Source organism: Ornithobacterium rhinotracheale DSM 15997, from assembly GCF_000265465.1.
Classification (GTDB): Bacteria; Bacteroidota; Bacteroidia; order Flavobacteriales; family Weeksellaceae; genus Ornithobacterium; species Ornithobacterium rhinotracheale.
Map to the genome: position 1 here is coordinate 272,187 of NC_018016.1, position 17,019 is coordinate 289,205.

Annotated in this window: 14 protein-coding genes; 3 read left to right on the forward strand and 11 right to left on the reverse strand. The window is 37.7% G+C overall.

All coding sequences use genetic code 11. The features are described 5' to 3' along the window. Positions 1 to 393 precede the first annotated feature (393 nt). Genes ORNRH_RS01300 through ppk1 form a run of 4 tightly spaced genes read right to left on the reverse strand, consistent with a single transcriptional unit; the run spans position 394 to position 4,371 of the window. Positions 394 to 825, reverse strand: coding sequence for a hypothetical protein (locus ORNRH_RS01300; protein ID WP_014790112.1), 432 nt, complete (start codon positions 823 to 825; stop codon positions 394 to 396). A 33-nt stretch (positions 826 to 858) separates the two neighbouring features. After that, on the reverse strand, positions 859 to 1,308 hold the full coding sequence (locus tag ORNRH_RS01305) for a hypothetical protein (protein ID WP_014790113.1): 450 nt from the start codon (positions 1,306 to 1,308) through the stop codon (positions 859 to 861). A 50-nt stretch (positions 1,309 to 1,358) separates the two neighbouring features. Then, entirely contained in the window at positions 1,359 to 2,240 is an 882-nt protein-coding gene (locus ORNRH_RS01310; RefSeq protein WP_014790114.1) for a Ppx/GppA phosphatase family protein, read from the reverse strand. Continuing rightward, the gene (gene ppk1 / locus ORNRH_RS01315; protein WP_014790115.1) at positions 2,227 to 4,371 is read right to left on the reverse strand and encodes a polyphosphate kinase 1; all 2,145 of its coding nucleotides are present in this window, start codon (positions 4,369 to 4,371) and stop codon (positions 2,227 to 2,229) included. Before ppk1 ends, ORNRH_RS01310 begins: the two co-directional genes overlap by 14 nt. A gap of 213 nt (positions 4,372 to 4,584) precedes the next feature. Here ppk1 and ORNRH_RS01320 point away from each other — a divergent pair, with 213 nt between their 5' ends. The 3 genes from ORNRH_RS01320 to ORNRH_RS01330 all read left to right on the forward strand — a co-directional run bounded on the left by ORNRH_RS01320 (position 4,585) and on the right by ORNRH_RS01330 (position 10,341). Then, entirely contained in the window at positions 4,585 to 5,172 is a 588-nt protein-coding gene (locus tag ORNRH_RS01320) for a glutathione peroxidase (protein WP_014790116.1), read from the forward strand. A gap of 53 nt (positions 5,173 to 5,225) precedes the next feature. Continuing rightward, a complete protein-coding gene (gene ccsA, locus ORNRH_RS01325; RefSeq protein ID WP_014790117.1) occupies positions 5,226 to 8,519 on the forward strand; it encodes a cytochrome c biogenesis protein in 3,294 nt (1,097 codons plus the stop codon). 607 nt (positions 8,520 to 9,126) lie between these two features. Next, on the forward strand, positions 9,127 to 10,341 hold the full coding sequence (locus tag ORNRH_RS01330; protein WP_014790118.1) for a glycoside hydrolase family 27 protein: 1,215 nt from the start codon (positions 9,127 to 9,129) through the stop codon (positions 10,339 to 10,341). Positions 10,342 to 10,364: 23 nt separating this feature from the next. On the opposite strand, the gene ORNRH_RS01335 is transcribed toward ORNRH_RS01330, so the two are convergent. The 7 genes from ORNRH_RS01335 to ORNRH_RS01365 all read right to left on the reverse strand — a co-directional run bounded on the left by ORNRH_RS01335 (position 10,365) and on the right by ORNRH_RS01365 (position 17,018). Next, positions 10,365 to 10,802 (reverse strand): nucleoside deaminase, encoded by a 438-nt coding sequence (locus ORNRH_RS01335; RefSeq protein WP_014790119.1) that lies wholly within the window; start codon positions 10,800 to 10,802, stop codon positions 10,365 to 10,367. Between the two features lie 400 nt (positions 10,803 to 11,202). Continuing rightward, a complete protein-coding gene (locus ORNRH_RS01340; protein ID WP_014790120.1) occupies positions 11,203 to 12,198 on the reverse strand; it encodes a glycosyltransferase family 2 protein in 996 nt (331 codons plus the stop codon). Beyond that, entirely contained in the window at positions 12,185 to 13,333 is a 1,149-nt protein-coding gene (locus ORNRH_RS01345) for a THUMP domain-containing class I SAM-dependent RNA methyltransferase (protein ID WP_014790121.1), read from the reverse strand. Before ORNRH_RS01345 ends, ORNRH_RS01340 begins: the two co-directional genes overlap by 14 nt. Positions 13,334 to 13,381: 48 nt before the next feature. After that, positions 13,382 to 14,209 carry an endonuclease/exonuclease/phosphatase family protein gene (locus ORNRH_RS01350; protein ID WP_014790122.1) on the reverse strand — a complete coding sequence of 276 codons (828 nt, stop codon included), beginning with the start codon at positions 14,207 to 14,209 and terminating at the stop codon, positions 13,382 to 13,384. Between the two features lie 95 nt (positions 14,210 to 14,304). After that, entirely contained in the window at positions 14,305 to 15,603 is a 1,299-nt protein-coding gene (nqrF, locus tag ORNRH_RS01355) for an NADH:ubiquinone reductase (Na(+)-transporting) subunit F (protein ID WP_014790123.1), read from the reverse strand. Continuing rightward, entirely contained in the window at positions 15,600 to 16,352 is a 753-nt protein-coding gene (nqrE, locus tag ORNRH_RS01360) for an NADH:ubiquinone reductase (Na(+)-transporting) subunit E (protein ID WP_014790124.1), read from the reverse strand. Before nqrE ends, nqrF begins: the two co-directional genes overlap by 4 nt. 18 nt (positions 16,353 to 16,370) lie before the next feature. Beyond that, positions 16,371 to 17,018 carry an NADH:ubiquinone reductase (Na(+)-transporting) subunit D gene (locus ORNRH_RS01365; RefSeq protein ID WP_014790125.1) on the reverse strand — a complete coding sequence of 216 codons (648 nt, stop codon included), beginning with the start codon at positions 17,016 to 17,018 and terminating at the stop codon, positions 16,371 to 16,373. Between the last annotated feature and the right edge of the window lies 1 nt (position 17,019).

Sequence of the window (17,019 nt, forward strand, 5' to 3'; positions counted from 1 at the left end):
GTTTTAGTTCAAAGTTTCAAAAATACGATAAATTATAGTTTTTGCAAAACATATCCGCTCCCGTTTTCTTTCTCCCCCTATTCAAATTAACTTTACATTGTCTTGATAATTTGTGTTCTCATTTTACACATTATATTTTGGCTCTACGCTTTTTAATCGCTTTTTTAGTTTTTCGTAATAGGGAAACAGTCATCATAACCCGTAGTGCATTATAAAAAAGGTTGTCCATGAGCCTCGGGTTAACATAATTTTATTTAATAAACTCTTCTAATGTTTTAATTTCAAATTCTATTTTACTATTTTTTGTTATTTCTTCTAATTTTGACTGCCAGCTTTTTAACAACTCAGGGGAAATATTTTCCTTTGGCATATAAATAAATATGAATTTAAGTATTAGTTTAATTGTTCAATATTTTCTAACTTTTTCCTCTCATTTATAATCAGTTCACCTTCCAAATAATTTGCCATTTCTAAAAGAATTTTAGCAACTTCTTTTTTCATTTTCTTTTCTATATCAATTTTAATACTGCCATTCTCTAAATATCTAACGACTAAATCATGTTGATTTTCCACAATTTTATTTGTACTATATACAGTTGTCTTGTTTAAATTGTAAAGGACGCGTTCTTTTGCCCAATCTGGTACTTTTGTTATGTTTTCTAACACATGTTTTCCTTCTTCTGTATTTTCATACCACACAAAATAATCTTTATTAAATTCGATAAATTCGATCCATTTCAGATAGTCTATTTTTTCAATTGAATTTGATTTCAAATCTGATTTCATTCCTACAATTTTTATATTGTCATTTCTTCCTATTTTCATAATTTCTATTTTACGAAATCTTCTATGGTGTATTTACATTTGAAGCTCTGCAATAACTTTTTCATCTATTATTTTTGTGCCATCTACTAAAAGTAAAGCGTCGAGATAGTTTGCCATTTCTAAAAATAATTTCAAATCAGAAATTGTAACTTTCTTTTCAAAAGAAATTGTAATTCTTTTTAGTTCTTTATGAAAGATAACCCCAATATTATATATGCTTTTTGAGTCATTCCAGTCTCGATAACAGCTTGTATAATCAAATAAAGAAAGAAAACTCTCTTTAAAATCATCTGGAATTGTATCAATTTTAGATAAAATTTCTTGTCCATCTTCTGTGTTTTCAAACCATGTGAATAAATCAGACGCATTGACATAATCTCTCCATTTATTATAATCTAAATCTTTTAAATTATTTTCATCAAATATACCGAATTTATCACTCGCAATATATAATTCTCTAACTTCTCCTATATTAAGTATCATAATTTTATTTAATAAACTCTTCTAATGTTTTAATTTCAAATTCTATTTTACTATTTTTTGTGGTGATACATATACTGCACCATTCCATCGGCAAGACCTATTTTTGGCACATGCATCTTTTTAGCTTTGGCAAATTTCATTACCGAAGTATAGATTTCCAACGCTGGAACGATAACATCTGCACGGTCGGGTTTCATGTTGTAAATAGACAAACGATCTTCGAAATCCAAAGCACTTAAAATCTTTCTTTGTTGGTTCAGATAAGTAAAGCTGAGTGCTTTCTTTTTACCCGAATATTTAAAAATATGGTTGATGTTCCCCCCCGAACCAATCATCTCGATATTGCCTAAATCTTTACAATTTTCAATTACCCAAGGTTTCACTTCTTTTACCAAATAGGAAGCATCTACCTTGCCATTGAGCCAGCGCACCGTTCCCACATCAAACGAACGGGTATTGAGCACTTTTCCGTGCGCCAAAACGGTGAGCTCGGTACTACCACCTCCTACATCTATGTATAGATAGGAATTCTTATCGTTTACATATTCTTTTAGCTCGGTTTCAAAAATGATTTGCCCTTCTTTTTGTCCGTCGATAATTTCTAAATCCACGCCTGCTTTTTCGCGGATTTTCTTTACGATTTTTTTACCGTTTTTCACCTCTCGCATGGCAGATGTAGCAAAGGCTGAATAGCCTTGCACTTGGTGCACATCCATCAAGAGTTTGTAGGCAGTCATGGCTTGGATCAGTCTTTTTTCGTTTTCCTCAGAAATTTCGCCTCGCACAAAGGCATCTTCTCCCAAACGAATCGGCACACGCACCAAGCTGGTTTTGTTGAATGTTACACGACCTTCCTCATTATATATGGAACACACCAAAAGTCTTACAGCATTTGAACCTATGTCTATGGCGGCAAGTTTAGTTATTTTCATTATACAATTTTTTATAATATTCGTAAATGCTAATTTGCGAACGATTTTCTGGCAAATCGTTGCTTTGATAAATTTCGTCTTGTGTATTATTTTGGATTCTACCTTTTACATTGTCATTAAAACTTAAATCAAAGGTATCCATTACTTCTTTCTTCAATTCAGGGTCATAGATAGGGCAGCCTACCTCCACACGGTGATCGATGTTACGCGTCATCATATCGGCAGATGAAATGTAAACTTGATCATCTCCCCCGTTTTTAAACCAATAAATACGCGGGTGCTCCAAGAATTTATCTACCACGCTGATGGCTCTTATGTTTTCGCTCATGCCTGGAATGCCAGGAATCAAACAACAAATGCCACGAATTACCAAACGCACTTCTACCCCTGCTTGGCTGGCTTGATACAGCTTATCTATCATCTTTTTATCTGAAAGGCTATTGGCTTTGATATTGATTTGCGCGGGTTTTCCTTGCTTTTTATTTTCAATTTCTTGATTGATGTAGCGTGTGAGCTTTCGGCGCATTTCGTGTGGCGAAACGATTAAGTGCTTATACGGCTTAACTTTATAATTAAATTCAAAGAAATCAAACACTTGCGATACTTCCTCTGTAATTTCTTTGCGAGAAGTAAGCAGCGTAAAATCGGTATAGATTCTCGCAGTTTTCTCGTGGAAGTTCCCCGTACTCACAAATGCAATTTTCTTTTCCACCCCCTCTCGCTCATAAGTTACCAAACCTAACTTTGAGTGAACTTTTAAATCTGCCACACCAAAGATTACTTTCACGCCCTCGTCTTGCAAAGTTTTAGACCAGTGCACATTATTTGCCTCGTCAAATCTTGCACGAAGCTCCAGCACGGCAGTTACTTTTTTACCATTTTTGGCGGCATTCACCAGTGCACTCATAATTTGCGATTCGCTAGCCACACGATACACCGTCATTTTAATCGATTTCACATGCGGGTCTATCGCTGCCTCGCGCAAAAATTTCAACAAAACTGAATAATCGGCATACGGGGCATACAACATGTGGTCTTGCTTTTCAATCTCGCTGATGTAGCTTTTTACATGCTGTAATGCAGGTGGTACAAGTGGTTTTATCTTTTTAAATTCTAGATCGGTTCTGCCCAAATTCGGGAATTTAATGAAATCTCGCTTATTGTGGTATTTGCTACCTGGCGAAATGGTATCATAAGAATCGATATGTAATATCTTTTTTAAATAATCTAAAGTATCTGGTGCCATATCTCTATCATACACCAAACGCACAGGCTCACCACTACGGCGACGCTCCACACTGCGCGAAATCCTATCCATGAAACTTTTTTGCACATCTTGATCCAAATCCATTTCGGCATCTTTGGAGGATTTAAAAGAATGTGCCTCGATATGGTCGTAATCAAAAATATTGAAAATCTCATTTAAGTTATATCGAATCACATCTTCAAGCATCATGATATAGTGGCGATTCTCGTCCATCTTGGGCAATACCACAAAGCGTGAGAAGAGATGTGTAGGCACTTCAATAATCGCGTAGGTATTGACTGGCTGTGGCTCATTTTCGGGTTTAATGCCCTTCCAAGCCTTAGAATTTTGTCTTAAACGGCGAGTCTCGGATTTAATTTCAGGATTTTTCACCATTTTCACTGCCAAGTAGTTTGCCCCCTCTCGCAATTCTGGAATTTTGGTACTATCTGGCGGGTATAGATACACCGCAATGGTATGGCTTAATTTATCTTGAAAATAATCGCGAATATAGTCGGCATATTTCCCCGAAACCTCGGTGTCATCGATAAAGAAAATATCCTCTTTCTCTAATTCTCGGATAATCTCATCATAAGTATCATCATAGGTTTGCTGTTGCAAGGAAACGCTTTCTTTGATGTCGTTTAATAAAGTTTTAAGCGACTGACCTTTAATTATATTGGAATAAATCTTTTGGTCTATCTCCAAAGCACGCACCACCGTAGCGTATCGCACTTTGTAAAACTCGTCTAAATTATTTGAATAAATACCTAAAAATCTTAGTCGTTCTAATAACGGAACGCTTTTATCTCTGGCCTCTTGCAATACTCTTGCATTGAATTTCAGCCAGCTAATCTCGCGGTTTATGTACTTGTAATTACTCATATATAGGTTCAGAATTTTTCTTTTTTCATCATTAAATTAAACCTCAAAAATCAAGATTTAATTCAAATGATAAAGTTACAAAAAATTGATAAGATTTCGTGCATAAAATTAATTTTTACACAAAATTTACACCTAAAGGGTTTTACCTGCGTGAGTGGCATCTACAAAATTTTTATTTTTTGTATTTTAGCCGAAATTTTATTTTAATCCAAAATGAAAAAAACACTTTTAATCGCTTGTATGGGCTTATCGCTAAGTGCCTGTAAATTTTTAAAAACCTCGAAAGAACCTGAAACTACAACTGTGGAAAATCCCGCTGAAGTGAAAAATCTTTATCAATTCACCGTGAAAGATATCGACGGAAATGATTTTAATTTCTCGGACTTAAAGGGCAAAAAAATCATGATTGTGAACACCGCCTCGGAATGTGGTTTCACACCGCAATATGCTGATTTAGAAGAATTATACCAAAAATATAAAAATCACAATTTCACTATTGTAGTTTTCCCTTCCAACAACTTCAAAGGGCAAGAACCTGGTAGCAATGCCGATATCAAAAAATTCTGCACAGGCAACTACAATGTTACTTTCCCGATGATGAGCAAAATCGATATAGTGGGCGAAAATCAAGCTCCGATTTATCAATTTTTGACTCAAAAAAGCGAAAACGGCGTAATCGATGCACCCGTGGAATGGAATTTCCAAAAATTCTTGATTAATGAAGATGGCACAGTGGCACGCGTTTACTACTCTCGCACAAAACCTACCGATGCCGAGATTATGGAATGGATTGAAGAATAAAATCTTCTTTTCAAACAAATATAAAAAAAAACGATTTTTTTAATTTTATTTAAATGAATATTATAAAGAAACTTCTTTTTTCTACTCGTGCCATGGCAGTGATGCTTTTGATTTATGCGGTGGCTATGGCAGTAGCAACTTTTATAGAGAATGATTATGGCACACCCGCCGCCAAGCAGCTTGTGTATTACAGCGTTTGGTTCAGTGTATTGCAGGTGCTTTTAATCATCAATTTTATAGCCAACATCTTCCGATATCGCTTGTGGCACAGGGGCAAATGGAGTGTTTTGCTATTCCATGTGGCGTTTGTGGTAATGTTCATCGGGGCGGCTTACACGCACCTATTCTCGGTAGAGGGCATGATGAACATCCGCGAGGGAGAAACTTCAAACCACATTATTTCTAATAAAACTTATGTGAAATTAGATATTTTTGATGGCGACCAACATTTGGCTTACGAAACGCCCTACACCATGACTTTCTTAAATAGCAAAAAGGTGGGCTTTCCTTTGCATAGAAACTTTAGCCAAAGATATTTGTTTAAAGACCGAGACATTTCGGTGAGATCTTTAGACTACATTCCGCATGCCAAAGATACCGTGATTGCAGGTAAAGGAAAATTAAGCCTAGAAATCGTAACCGTGGGACAAGGCGGACGCAAAACCAACTATATACAAGAGGGCGAAATCAAGGAAATCGGTGGGGCAATTTTCACTTTCAATAATCCTATCGAAGGGACTATCCAAATCTCTGGAAACGAAAATGCACTCACAATTAATTCGCCACTTGAGGGGCAGAGCATGAGCATGCAAGGACAGCAAATGGGAGCTGTAACAGATTCTGCCACCTTTGCCCAGAGTTTACAAAAAATCGAAGTGAACACGCCACAAAATGCAAGATTGCGCGCCATGTACCAAATCGGCCCTGTGAATTTTGTGTTGGCTAAACCTGCCTACCGCGGAACGCTAGAATTTATTGCAGGTGATAAAAATAAAGACCAAGAAAACAGCAACGTGGTAGTGCTTGAGTATAAAGATGGGAATGTAAAAGACACCCTCATCTTGCGCGGCGGCGAAGGCTATACCAACTTGAGCGCACGCAAACAAATCAACGGGCTTATGATTTCTGCAGGCTATGGCTCCAAAATCATCAACACGCCATTTGCCATTAAATTAAAAGATTTTCAAATGGAAACTTATCCTGGCTCTCAAAATCCTTCATCGTTTGCAAGCGAAATCGCTGTAATCGACAACGGAAAAGAGAAAGATTATAGAATTTATATGAACAATGTGTTGGATTATGGCGGGTATCGCTTCTTCCAATCAGGCTACGACCCAGACCAATTGGGGACTCGCCTATCGGTAAACCAAGACCGCCCAGGGACAATCATTACTTACATCGGATATTTTATGCTGTATCTAGGAATGTTCTTAACACTTTTCTGGAAAGGTTCACGATTTACAAATCTTGCTAAAATGCTTAAAAATTTAAGTCATAAAAAATACCTATTTTTAGGATTTTTAAGCGTTCTTTCGCTTCAAAACTTAAAAGCACAAGATGCCGAAAGCCACATCAGAACGCTTGACAGCATCGCTAATTCTGCCGAGGCTGAACAACACCACGAACACGATGGGCACAATCACGGCAGCGATGAATTTGCCATGAAGGCCGATAACATCACCACAATCGAAAAAGGCGAAGACATTGTAAAACAAATTCATTTTTCGCCAGAACATCTTGATAAATTTGAACACCTTTTAATCCAAGACGATCGCGGGCGCATTAAACCCGTGAGCACTCATGCTCTTGAGTTGTTGAGAAAAGTATATAAATCAGACAAGTTTTATGGCTTGCCTGCCACCGCTTGGTTTATTTCTGTTCAGCAGAATCCTAGCTTGTGGGCAAAGGCTCCAATCATTAAAGTAGGCAAAGACATCGGTCCTGAATTATATAAAAAATTAAAGGTAGATGAAACGAACCATACTTCTCTTATGAATATGGTGAACCTAGGCACAGGCGAATTTTATTTGGCTAAAGCCTACGGCGAATCTTTTAGAAAAAAACCTTCTGAAAAGACCAAACAAGACAACGAAATCATTAATGTTACCGAGCGTTTCACGATTTTGGATAACTTGGCTAAAGGCTATTATTTAAAAATGATTCCTGTGCAGAACGACATCAACGAAACTTGGACGAGCTGGATTAAACAAGGCGAAACCATGGACATCGATACCACAGCACTTGCTTTCTTTAATAAATACTTTAACGCCGTGAACCAAGCACAGAAAAACAACGACTGGGCACAAGCAAATAGCGTGGTAGACGAGATTGGTGCTTATCAACAAAAATGGGGCAAAAACATCGTTCCACCACAAACTAAAGTGAATATTGAGGTTTTTTACAATCATTTTGAACCATTCTTTCATGTAATGAAAGTTTACGGAGTATTGGGCATTATCTTTTTGATTTTAGGATTTATGAATTTATTTTCAAACAAAAAAATCCTTAGAAAACTCATTTTTTATACCCTCATTGCCACTTGGGCAGTATTTATGGTTCACGCCTTTGGGCTTGGCTTGAGGTGGTATATTTCGGGACATGCCCCATGGACCAATGGTTACGAAGCCATTGTATTCATCTCATGGATTGGTGTTTTGGCAGGGCTTATTCTCTACCGAAATAGCAACGCATTTTTACCCGCAGCAGGGTGTTTCGTTGCGGTAATCATGATGGGCTTTGCGCACGGTTCAGCTTTGCTAGACCCGCAAATCACGCCACTGGTTCCTGTGCTTAAATCATATTGGCTCATTATACATGTTGCCATCATTGCAGCAAGTTACGGTTTCTTTGGGCTCGGAATGGTATTAGCAATTTTCTCTTTGGTTTTATATTGCTTAAAACCTTCAAAAATTATAACCAAAAACATCAAAGAACTCACTATCGTAAACGAAATGTCGCTTACCATCGGTATTTTCCTACTCACGGTGGGAACTTTCCTTGGCGGAATGTGGGCAAACGAAAGCTGGGGACGCTACTGGAGCTGGGACCCGAAAGAGACTTGGGCGTTTATTTCTATCATTGTGTATGCCTTTGTATTACACATGCGATTGGTGCCTGGACTTAGAGGAAATTTTGCGTTTAATATTGCATCTCTGTGGGCGGTGGCTTCTCCGATTATGACTTATTTTGGGGTAAACTACTACCTCAGCGGATTGCACACCTACGCCGCGGGAGATAAAATCCCAATCCCTACTTGGGTACCAATAAGTGTAGCCATTGCATTGGTATTAAGTTTAGTTTCTTACTATTTCTATCGTAAAAACCATAAAAAATTGGTTTCTCAATAGATTTATAGAATCAATGAAAAAAGCGCGAAAATCGGATTTTCGCGTTTTTTTTTGGTTTAATCTTTTAAACTCTGCCCATAGATTTCCCATTTAATTTAGGAGACATCTGTGGCGTTGTTTAATTGTAAACAACCAGCAAAAATTTCACCTCTTAATCACATTGCATAAACTCTCCACGAGCTGTCACCCTGAACTCGTTTCAGGGTCTAGCACGAAGAGATTCCGAATCAAGTTCAGAATGACAGATATGAATAAAAATCTGTAAATTCCGTTTTTTCAGATTCCGAATCAAGTTCGGAATGACATCACCACGCACCACTTTCTGAAACGCGTGTCACCCTGAACTCGTTTCAGGGTCTAGCACGAAGAGATTCTAAATTAAATTCAGAATGACAGATATGAATAAAAATCTATAAATTCCGTTTTTTCTGAGATTCCGAATCAAGTTCGGAATGACAAAATAATATTTCACCTATTAAAAATCAGTATTTTATTGTTTTCTTTATCTTGCTTGCCCTTTGAAATTAGCCTATCTTTGTTAGGATTGGAATTTTGAAAATTCTGATTTCATTCATTTTTTAATTTTAATCAAAAAAATAGCTGATATATGAAGAAACTTATTTTTGCACTTTGTTTTATACAGAGCCTCTTGCTTTCGGCTCAAACCGAAACGCCTCCCATGGGCTTTATGACATGGAACTACTTTGGTGTGGATTTCAACGAAAATGACATTAAATCTCTTGCCGATGACTTGGTAAGTACTGGGCTCAGAGATTTGGGCTACGATTACATCTTTATAGACGATGGCTGGCAGGGCGGACGAGATAACAGAAACAACATTATTCCCGATCCGCAGAAATTCCCCTCTGGCATCAAAGCACTTGCCGATTATGTGCATTCAAAAGGCTTAAAAATAGGAATTTATTCCGATGCGGCTCCCCTCACTTGCGCGGGCTATACTGCGAGTTTAAATTTTGAAGAGCAAGATGCCAAAACCTTTGCCGATTGGGGAATTGATTATCTAAAATATGACTATTGTGGTGCTCCAGCTGACAGCGTAACGGCAAAAAAACGCTACAAAAAAATGAGCGATGCACTCAAGAAAACCAACAGAAATATAGTTTTCAGCATTTGCGAATGGGGCGATCGCAAGCCATGGCACTGGGCTAAAAACGCAGGCGGAACCCTTTGGCGCACATCGGCAGACATTCGCGATAAATGGAAAGCCACCGAGCCCTACACCACGCCCGAAGAATTGCACCGCTGGGGGGCAGGAATTTTAGATATTTTAAACATCAACGCTCCGCTTGATGAGTTTGCGGGCAACGGCTACTGGAACGACCCCGATATGCTCGTGGCTGGGCTTTATGGCAAAAAAGGTGCACCGTCTACGGAGCTAAACGGACATGGCTGTACCGACACAGAATACCAATCACAAATGAGCCTATGGAGTTTGATGGCTTCGCCTCTGATGATTTCTCTGGACTTAAAAAGCATGACGCCTAAAACCAAGGAAATATTAATGAATCCCGATGTTATCGCCATCGACCAAGATGCACTTGGCAAACAAGCTAAAAGAGTGATTTTTACCGAAAAATTACAAGTTTTTGTAAAGTCCTTGGCTAATGGAGATGTTGCGATAGGCGTGCTTAATACCGAAGATAAAAAGGCAAAAGTAAACCTTGATTTAACTAAAATCGGGGTAAAATCTTATCGCCAAGCCAAAGATTTATGGTCTAAAAAATCTTTTAAAATTCGTGGAAATAGCATTTCGCTCAATATCCAACCTCATGAAACTATTTTGCTTCGTTTGAGCAAATAAATTTTATTTTTTCAAGGCTAAACCTAGCGTTTAGCCTTGAAAAAATCTTTGATAATAAGGCTACATTTTTCAGCTAAAACACCGAACTTTTCTTGCGTTTTAGGATGTAAACTTAAGCCCGCTTGTCGGTAGCCTCGGTGCAAGTCTTCTGCCCCAACTACCACCCGATCAATCTGCGACCAGTACAAAGCACCTGCACACATTACACAGGGCTCTAGCGTTACATACAACGTACAATCTTTTAAATATTTTCCTCCTAAATATGCCGCCGCCGAAGTAATGGCTTGCATCTCGGCATGTGCCGTAACATCGGTAAGGCGTTCGGTCAGATTATGCGCACGAGCAATGATTTTATCCTTGCACACGATGACTGCTCCCACGGGAATTTCATCGGCTTCGTAAGCTTTTTGTGCTTCGATATAGGCTTGCTGCATAAAATATTCATCGGTAAAAATTTCCATTTTAGTTTATTTTCTTAATTAAAACAATTTCAGTCAAGACAACTGCAATTATAATTTTAAAAAAATCATTTATAAAAATAGGAAAAACATTATATATAATTAAAAAATACACGAAAACATTTATTGAAATTAAGCATAAATGTATTAGTATTTTATTAGTTTCACTATAATTATTTTCAAATACTATTTTTGTGATATTTCCCGAATAAAGATAAGAAAATCCATTCAGTACAAATAGAATAATAGAGTCATCAGTGTCTCAATTGTTCCTAAAATTGTACTAGCTTTTGGATATACTAAGGGGTAAATTCTTAAAAATTCAAATAAAGAAATTATTAAAAAACAAAATAATATTTGAACACCTACAATCAAAAAAAATTTTTTTAATCGGATTTTCATTTTAAAAATGCCTAGGGAAAGCTTTTTGAGGTTCTTGTTTTAGTAAATTAATCTTGATTTGGCTTTCCAAAAATCCATAGCCATAATTAGCAAATTGTAAAATCACTACTACCACGCTGAGAACGCCCACGCGCAAACAACGGTTTTGCACCGAAGATTCAATCAAAATCCATAAAAAATAGATTCCGTAGAGGTATAATAAATAAGGAAAACCTAAAAATAGTAGTGCTAAAGCCAATAAAAATCCTAAATCAAAAAAGGTAGGAAACCAAAAACTTGCCTTGGTATAAGCTGGGTGCAATCGGTTTAAAATTGGGCGTGCCCGACCAAAACCACGCACTTGCCGTGCAAAACTCTCCAAGGTGTTTCGGCGTTTGTGCTCTACTTTTAAATCGGAAAAGCCTTCGGACTGAAAGCCAAGTTCCCACAATCGCATTGTTAAATCTGGGTCTTCGCCTATACGCATGGGGATAAATCCTCCGCTAGCTTCAAACGCCGCACGCGAAAGCCCCATATTGAAACTCCTAGGCTGAAACTTACCTACGCTATTTCTGCCACTACGCAATCCACCTGTGGTGGCTGTGGAGGTCATGCTATAATTAATTGCCTTTTGCAATATAGAAAAATCTTTGCCCGCCGTATCGGCTCCGCCATAGAAATCCACCCAACGGGTAGAGAGTTTTTGATATAATTTTTCAAAATAATCGTTCGGCACAATCGTATCGGAATCAAAAAACACGAAATAATTTCCCGTGGCTCGTTTCATTCCATAATTTCGGCTAAGCCCTGGTCCTGAATTGGGCTTAAAAAAATAAGTGATTTTTAAATCTTTTTTTGCCAACGATATCACGGGTTGCAAATCGACCGAAGAACCATCGTCCACCACTACCACCTCAAAATCTTTGAAAGTTTGGCGTGCAAGACTTTGTAGCAATTCGCTCAATTCCTCGGCACGATTGTACACGGCAATAATTACCGAAAATTTAATTTCCTTCATCTTCTTTTGCCTTGTCGTAAATCTCGTATTTCACAAATTCGGTTTCGATTTTTCCGTTATAGAGCTTAATTTTCTCGGTGTACCACAAGCCTGTGTCCTTGGCTGATTCTAAATCTGATGTGATGAACCATGCAAAAGTGTTTGGATAATTATTTTTAAGCGTGTCGCCTATTCTCCTGTAAAAATCTTCGGTTTTCACCTCCAATCTTTCGCCATATGGCGGGTTAAATACAATTAAAAGTGGGAAATGCTCTTTTTTAGTTTGGAAGAAATTCACCTGTTTCACTGTAATGAAATCTTGCAAATCCGCCGCTTGAATGTTTTTCTCAGCAACTTTTGTCATCAACATATTGATGTCGTATCCTATGATTTCGCCATGAAATTCCTGAATTCTATCGATTCTAGTTTGTTTGATTTTTTGAAATAAATCAGCATCAAAATCTTGCCAATTTTCAAACGAAAAATGCGGACGATGCAATTGTGGCGGGATATTCATCGCAATCATAGCCGCCTCTATCAGCAAAGTTCCCGATCCGCACATGGGATCCAGAAAATTTCCTTTTCCGTCCCAACCTGCCATTTTAAGCAAGCCCGCCGCCATTACTTCGTTCATTGGTGCAGCCCCCGTTTCTTGGCGATAGCCTCGCTTGAACAATGCTTCTCCACTACTATCGAGCGAAAGCGTAACCGTGGTGTGACTAATGTGCAAATTGATGACAATATCTGGCGTGTTTTTCTCCACACTCGGACGCTTTCCCGTTAAATCTCTAAATCTATCTACAATGGCATCTTTCACTTTAAGTGCCGCAAATTGAGAATGCTTAAAGTTAGGGGAATTTACCGTAAAATCTATTCTAAAAGTTTGGTTTTCATGAAAAATTTTCTCCCATGCAAAGTCCTTTACCGCACGATAAAGTTCGTTCTCATTTTTAGCCTTGAAACGCTCGATGGGTTTAAGGATACGCACCGCCGTTCTTAAGCTATAATTGGCTTTGTACATAAAGCCATTATCGCCTTCAAACTCCACCAATCGGTTTTTAATTTTGACATTGGCACCGCCCAACTCTCTAATTTCTTTAGCTAAAATCTTCTCAAACCCATAAAAGGTTTTCGCTTGCATTTTAAAATTTTCCATACAATAATTTAATGTTGCAAAGATAGGAATTTGTTTGAATGTTTTTGGCTAAAAACTTAATTGCACCAAAACGGGCAAGTGATCGGAAAACCACAACCCACTAGCTCGCTTATCGGCAATGTGGCGGTGTTTTAAAATTTTGAGATTTTGGGCAAAAATATAGTCGATTCGGGTTTCTAGCAGAGCGTCCAATTTCCAAGCATTGAATGTGCCTTTGGGACCATAATGCGGTGTATTGCTGTGCAAAAATGTGTCTGAATAGTGTTTTTGTAGATATAAAATAGGGGCTTCGTTGGAATCTAAATTAAAATCACCCGTGAGGATAAAAGCTTGCCCTTTGGGAACCATGGCTTTGATTTTGGATTGAATTAATTTGGCTGACTCCAAACGAGCTTTTTCGCCCTGATGATCAAAATGCACATTGAACACCCAAAGCTTTTTACCATTTTTGATATTCTGAAGTTCGGCAAAAGTACAAATACGCTCAAGGGCTGCATCCCAGCCTATCGAAACTTTTTCGGGCGTTTGTGATAACCAAAATGTGCCAAATTTTAATTTTTTCCAGATTTTTTTATTGTAAAAAATGGGGGCATATTCTCCTTTAGTTTTACCATCTTCTCGCCCCACGCCCACAAAATCATAATTCGGTAACATTTTTTGAATGTCTAAAAGTTGAGTATGCAATACTTCCTGAAAACTAAAAATAGATGGCTGGTAATAATTGAGTAAAGTAGAGAAATCATCTTTTCGGTGGTTCCAGTAGTTTTCTTTGTCATTGGGATTGGCATAACGGATATTGTAGCTCATTACTTCAAAAGTTTGAGCATTTAATAAAATTCCAAAGAAAAATGCCAAGAATAATAATTTTGTTTTCATGATTGATTTTTGAATTTAATTCTCTCGAGTGAAGATACAAAAAAAGCCTCGATTTAAAGAAATCAAGGCTTTTAATTTTATAAAGGAAGGATAAATTATCCTCCGAAGTCGTCGAAACGAACATTCTCTCTTGGTACACCAAAGTCTTCGCACATTTTTACAACGGCTTTGTTCATCATTGGTGGTCCACAGAAATAGTATTCGATATCTTCTGGTGCTTCGTGATCTTTCAAATAATTGTCGATCAAGGCTTGGTGAACGAATCCTACGAAACCATCTCCTTCCACATCATTGATGTCTTTTTTCTCTTTCCAATTGTCTTCTGGAAGTGGCTCAGACAATACAATGTAGAATTTGAAGTTAGGGAATTTTTCTTCCAATGCTCTAAAGTAGTGAATGTAGAATAATTCTCTCTTAGAACGCCCTCCGTACCAGTAAGATACTTTACGATTTGTTTTAAGCGTGTGGAATAATTGATATAAGTGAGAACGCATAGGTGCCATACCTGCACCACCACCGATATAAATCATTTCTGAATCAGAATCTTCGTTGATGAAGAACTCACCGTAAGGTCCTGAAATCACACATGGATCGCCTGGTTTAAGTGAGAAGATGTAAGAAGATGCTACCCCTGGATTTACATCCATCCATCCACCTTTGGCTCTATCAAATGGTGGTGTTGCGATACGCACATTCAGCATAATTTCTCTACCTTCTGCAGGGTAAGAAGCCATTGAGTAAGCTCTTTCTACTTGCTCATCGTTCTTCATTACAAGTGGCCAAAGTTTAAATTTGTCCCACTCTTCTTTAAATTTCATTGGCTCTCCTGGGTGATCTTGTGGGTGAGCTGTGATGTCGATATCCTCGTATTTTACTACGCATTTAGGCACTTCAATTTGAATATATCCTCCTGCTTTGTAGTTCATATCCTCTGGAATCTCAACAACAAATTCTTTAATAAATGAAGCCACATTGTAGTTACGCACCACTTTAGCATTAAATTTCTTGATACCAAATACTTCTTCTGGTACGCGGATTTTCATGTCTTGCTTTACTTTTACTTGACAAGCTAAACGAGCTCCGTTTAATAATTCTTTTCTTGTAAAGTGAGGCGTTTCGGTAGGTAATGCTTCTCCACCACCTTGGTCTACATGACACTCACATTGTAAACATGAACCACCTCCACCACAAGCTGATGGTAAAAATATACCAGCATTACCAAGTGTAGTTAACAAAGATCCTCCTGAAGGGACTTCAATAGTTTCGTCGTTATTAATCGTGATTTTTACGGGGCCAGATGGCGCTAATTTTTCTTTAGTAAACAATAATATACTTACAAGTATTAAAATCAATACTAAGAAAGCGACAACGGCTGCCAATATTGTTGTAATCATTGGTTGTTCTCTTTAGGGTTAGTATTCTCTACAGTTGCAGTGTTTGCAGGTGTAGCTTCTTTTTGCTCATCTTGTGAAATCACTTCTTCTGTCGCTTGGTCTGCTTGAGCAGCAGCTTCTTTCTCTTCGTTTCCAGTAAGCATACCACCAAAGCTCATAAATCCAATTGCCATAAGACCTGTTGTGATAAATGTAATTCCTAAACCTCTCAATGGAGCAGGCACATGCGAATATCTGATTTTTTCTCTAATTGCAGCAATGGCTACAATAGCTAAAAACCAACCTATACCTGAACTAATTCCATAGTTTAATGCTAAACCAATCGTAGGAATTTCTCTTGATTGCATAAATAATGAACCTCCTAAAATCGCACAGTTTACCGCGATAAGTGGCAAGAAAATCCCTAATGAGTTGTATAAAGCTGGTGCAAATTTCTCTACAATAATCTCTACCAACTGTACCATGGTTGCAATGGTAGCGATGAATAAGATAAATGACAAGAAACTCAAATTCACATCAGCGAACTCTGGTCCTAGCCATTGCAAGGCTCCATCTTGCAAGATGTATTGATCTAGCAACCAGTTTACAGGAACTGTAATCGCCATTACGAAGATTACGGCAGCTCCCAAACCTACGGCTGTAGATACTTTTTTAGAAACGGCAAGGTACGAGCACATTCCTAAGAAAGTCGCGAACACCATGTTGTCCACGAAAATTGATTTGAAAAATAATTCTATATGTTCTAACATAATTTCTAATTTTTAGGATTAATGTGCGTCCTCGATTAATTTTTTGTTTTTACTTCTTTGAATCCAAATGATGATTCCCAAGGTAATTAACGCCATTGGAGAAAGGAGCATAAATCCGTTGTTCTCATAGCCTATGCTATAAAGACCTGTTTTCTGGATTGGGTCTCCCAATACTTGGAATCCTAATAAAGTTCCAGAGCCTAAAAGCTCTCTGATCGCTCCTACAATCACCAAAATCAAACCATATCCTGCTGCGTTTCCGATACCATCTAGGAACGATGCCCAAGGACCATTTCCTAAAGCAAATGCCTCAAAGCGTCCCATGATGATACAGTTTGTAATAATCAAACCTACGAATACTGAAAGCTGCTTACTTAATTCATAAGAGAATGCTTTTAGCACTTGGTCTACAATAATTACCAACGCCGCAACTACAATCAATTGTACGATAATTCTAATTTTACTTGGAATTATGTTTCGCATAAGCGAAATCACTACGTTCCCCATTGCTAGCACGAACATTACAGAAAGTGCCATAACTATGGCAGCTTTTAATTGTGCTGTAATTGCCAATGCAGAACAAATACCTAATACCTGAACGGTGATTGGGTTATTGTCATTCAATGGGCTAATAATTAATTCTTTATTCTTTTTTGAAAGTGCCATA

What these genes read in the sequence shown, in the direction of transcription:
- ORNRH_RS01350 (WP_014790122.1), bottom strand. Translation starts at nt 14,209, where the DNA reads ATGAAAACAAAATTATTATTCTTGGCATTTTTCTTTGGAATTTTATTA.
- ORNRH_RS01310 (WP_014790114.1), bottom strand. Translation starts at nt 2,240, where the DNA reads ATGAAAATAACTAAACTTGCCGCCATAGACATAGGTTCAAATGCTGTA.
- ORNRH_RS01365 (WP_014790125.1), bottom strand. Translation starts at nt 17,018, where the DNA reads ATGGCACTTTCAAAAAAGAATAAAGAATTAATTATTAGCCCATTGAAT.
- ORNRH_RS01340 (WP_014790120.1), bottom strand. Translation starts at nt 12,198, where the DNA reads ATGAAGGAAATTAAATTTTCGGTAATTATTGCCGTGTACAATCGTGCC.
- ppk1 (WP_014790115.1), bottom strand. Translation starts at nt 4,371, where the DNA reads ATGAGTAATTACAAGTACATAAACCGCGAGATTAGCTGGCTGAAATTC.
- ccsA (WP_014790117.1), top strand. Translation starts at nt 5,226, where the DNA reads ATGAATATTATAAAGAAACTTCTTTTTTCTACTCGTGCCATGGCAGTG.
- nqrF (WP_014790123.1), bottom strand. Translation starts at nt 15,603, where the DNA reads ATGATTACAACAATATTGGCAGCCGTTGTCGCTTTCTTAGTATTGATT.
- ORNRH_RS01330 (WP_014790118.1), top strand. Translation starts at nt 9,127, where the DNA reads ATGAAGAAACTTATTTTTGCACTTTGTTTTATACAGAGCCTCTTGCTT.
- ORNRH_RS01345 (WP_014790121.1), bottom strand. Translation starts at nt 13,333, where the DNA reads ATGGAAAATTTTAAAATGCAAGCGAAAACCTTTTATGGGTTTGAGAAG.
- nqrE (WP_014790124.1), bottom strand. Translation starts at nt 16,352, where the DNA reads ATGTTAGAACATATAGAATTATTTTTCAAATCAATTTTCGTGGACAAC.
- ORNRH_RS01320 (WP_014790116.1), top strand. Translation starts at nt 4,585, where the DNA reads ATGAAAAAAACACTTTTAATCGCTTGTATGGGCTTATCGCTAAGTGCC.
- ORNRH_RS01300 (WP_014790112.1), bottom strand. Translation starts at nt 825, where the DNA reads ATGAAAATAGGAAGAAATGACAATATAAAAATTGTAGGAATGAAATCA.
- ORNRH_RS01305 (WP_014790113.1), bottom strand. Translation starts at nt 1,308, where the DNA reads ATGATACTTAATATAGGAGAAGTTAGAGAATTATATATTGCGAGTGAT.
- ORNRH_RS01335 (WP_014790119.1), bottom strand. Translation starts at nt 10,802, where the DNA reads ATGGAAATTTTTACCGATGAATATTTTATGCAGCAAGCCTATATCGAA.